We start from the raw sequence: 2,256 nt of genomic DNA, 5'->3' as shown, positions 1-2,256 counted from the left end.
TGCTCGGGGTCATCGACATCGAGAAAGAACGGGCGCGTTTGAACGGACAGATCAAAAAGCTGAGCGGCACGCTTGCGGGTGTACGGAAAAAGCTTGGCAACGAGAAATTCCTCTCACGGGCAAACCCCGAAGTAGTTGCAAAGGAGCGCTCCAAGCTGGCCGACATGGAGTCGCAGTTAGGGACGCTTAATGAAAATCTCGCCGCGTTGGGGTAGACGCTTGACGCTCCCTTACGTCAGGCTGCGATAGATCCATCGCTTGATCGTTTCTCCTTACTTATATATATTTTTTGTAAGGAGAAATGGTATGGTTGTAAAGATCACATCTAAGCGCCAAGTGACTTTCCCGGCGAGGGTGTTAAATGCGCTCGGCGTGGGCCCAGGCGATCAACTCGAACTGGAAGAAGGCCCTGACGGATTCATCCTGCGGCCGCGGCGGATAGATTTGTCTCGGCTCGGGGGGCTTCGCGACAAGATTCCACCCGGACATCCGCCGTTCGACCTGCAAGCCTTCCGGGAGCAACCATATGATCCGTCGCTACGGGATTGATACCTCAGTCCTCGTACGGTTGCTCACTGGAGACCCGGAAAAGGACTTCGCGTATTGCGTGAGTAAGCTTCGCGCCCTGGTCGAAGACCAGACCTCCGAGGTCTTTGTCTCAAACCAAGTCGTCGGGGAAGCGTATGTCGCCGTGCAGCACCACTATGGAGTGTCCAAGGCCGACGTCCGCACTTCCTTACTCGATGTCCTCCGCAGCGGGCTGGTTGCTCCTCTAAACGGGCGTTCGGTCATCGAAGCGCTCAATACCTCCGGTGGCCCAGGGCTGTTCGACCGCCTCATCGCCGACGACTATTCCCGCGCTGGCCTGGAAGTCCTGACCCTGGACCGTAAGATGGTTGCCTTGTCCGATGTCCGGCGTCTGTAGGCCGAGGTTTAAGGCTGCGAGGAAACATTTTCAAAGTGTGAGTGGTTAGTGAACACTATGTAGGAGGAATCAGTCTTGCCGATACTTGACATATTCTCGAAACGTCAAAAGAGACTTCGAGGAGAGGCTCCTGATGTTTACGTCTACGACGAACTCCCTAATCCTCTCAGAGTGCAGATTGTTTACATCTGGAGGGATACCTTTGGGAATGAGGCCCAATATAATGTCATGAGGCACGGTTATTACAGCTACAGATCGGTAAGAGAAGCTTATCGGTTCATAGTCAATACCTTATGTCACGAATATGGTGTTTTCACTCTACCGAGACCGAGAACAATGGAGCGTTATGGAGGTAGAAATTACATTGAAGAACTCAGAGATTTCTTCCTTCAAGAAGAAGATGTCGAAAAGGCCCTTGATGCGGTAGAGTTGTCATCTCTGACCATAGATCGCCGTACGAGAAGCTGGAATTACTTAGAACGAGAGAATGCGTCAGAGAGAGCAGACCGTGCAATAGAGGAGCTAAATGCTAGGTTCAAGGAGCATGGTGTTGGTTATCAATTTACAAACGGAGAAATTATTCGTGTCGATTCCGAATTGCTTCATTCCGAGGTTGTTCAGCCAGCTCTAAAGCTACTCAATCAAGGACACTATGCCGGAGCGCAACAGGAGTTCTTGAATGCACATGAACATTACCGACGGGGTAGTGCGAAAGAATCTCTCAGCGAATGTCTCAAAGCATTCGAGAGCGTAATGCAAGCGATTTGCGACAAGAGAGGCTGGAGTTACGTCAATAATGCGACAGCAAAATCTTTAATCCAGGTGTGTTTTGATAATGGATTGATTCCATCGTTTCCCGGAACAGGGTAACCGGATATTGCGCGTAGCTGTTAACACTCGCGTTGCACCTTGGCGGGTGGTGAGTGTATTCTTTGATCGCAACATGAAAGAAAAATTATGAAACTGCACGTCGATAAAGAAGCCGATGCGCTCTACCTGCGCCTCGACACCTCTACTATCGTCGAGTCTGAAGAAGTCTCGCCGGGTGTAGTGCTCGATTATAACGAATCGAACGACGTGGTAGGTGTGGAAATACTTCATCTCTCGAAACGCTCCCCCACTCTCAACCTCTCCAGCTTAGAATTTGAGACGGCTTAGCCGGACGTGAAGGATTGAAGATCAAGCGCTATGAACCGGGAGTACCGGACATGCCGTCTGCGTTGCGGCGTTGTGCTGACGTAGGGAGCATAGCGGCGGTCACATTAAAGGGCGACCTCTGCATACTCGATACAAGGCTGATTGGCTTCTGCTGCTCGGTGCGTTGTCCGGGT

General features: G+C 51.2%; 5 protein-coding genes. All 5 read left to right on the top strand.

Annotation, left to right across the window (positions count from 1 at the left end):
* Nucleotides 1-215: hypothetical protein (locus J4F31_12395; protein MCE2497352.1), on the top strand; the 215-nt coding region annotated here is incomplete at its 5' end.
* A gap of 91 nt (nucleotides 216-306) precedes the next feature.
* The gene (locus tag J4F31_12390) at nucleotides 307-549 is read left to right on the top strand and encodes an AbrB/MazE/SpoVT family DNA-binding domain-containing protein (protein MCE2497351.1); all 243 of its coding nucleotides are present in this window, start codon (nucleotides 307-309) and stop codon (nucleotides 547-549) included.
* Nucleotides 527-925 (top strand): hypothetical protein, encoded by a 399-nt coding sequence (locus J4F31_12385; GenBank protein MCE2497350.1) that lies wholly within the window; start codon nucleotides 527-529, stop codon nucleotides 923-925. The genes J4F31_12390 and J4F31_12385 overlap by 23 nt, the downstream gene beginning before the upstream one ends.
* Nucleotides 926-1,000: 75 nt before the next feature.
* Nucleotides 1,001-1,795, top strand: a complete 795-nt coding sequence (locus J4F31_12380) for a hypothetical protein (protein MCE2497349.1) — start codon at nucleotides 1,001-1,003, stop codon at nucleotides 1,793-1,795.
* 87 nt (nucleotides 1,796-1,882) lie between these two features.
* Complete coding sequence (locus J4F31_12375; GenBank protein MCE2497348.1) at nucleotides 1,883-2,083, top strand: DUF2283 domain-containing protein; 201 nt, start codon at nucleotides 1,883-1,885, stop codon at nucleotides 2,081-2,083.
* Nucleotides 2,084-2,256: the final 173 nt, after the last annotated feature.

This window comes from Flavobacteriales bacterium (assembly GCA_021296215.1).
GTDB lineage: Bacteria > Bacteroidota > Bacteroidia > Flavobacteriales > ECT2AJA-044 > ECT2AJA-044.
This window is presented reverse-complemented; position numbering and strand designations above follow the sequence as displayed.

Excerpts from the sequence above, each read along its gene's own strand:
- J4F31_12390 (MCE2497351.1), top strand. The coding sequence starts at position 307 with ATGGTTGTAAAGATCACATCTAAGCGCCAAGTGACTTTCCCGGCGAGG.
- J4F31_12385 (MCE2497350.1), top strand. The coding sequence starts at position 527 with ATGATCCGTCGCTACGGGATTGATACCTCAGTCCTCGTACGGTTGCTC.
- J4F31_12375 (MCE2497348.1), top strand. The coding sequence starts at position 1,883 with ATGAAACTGCACGTCGATAAAGAAGCCGATGCGCTCTACCTGCGCCTC.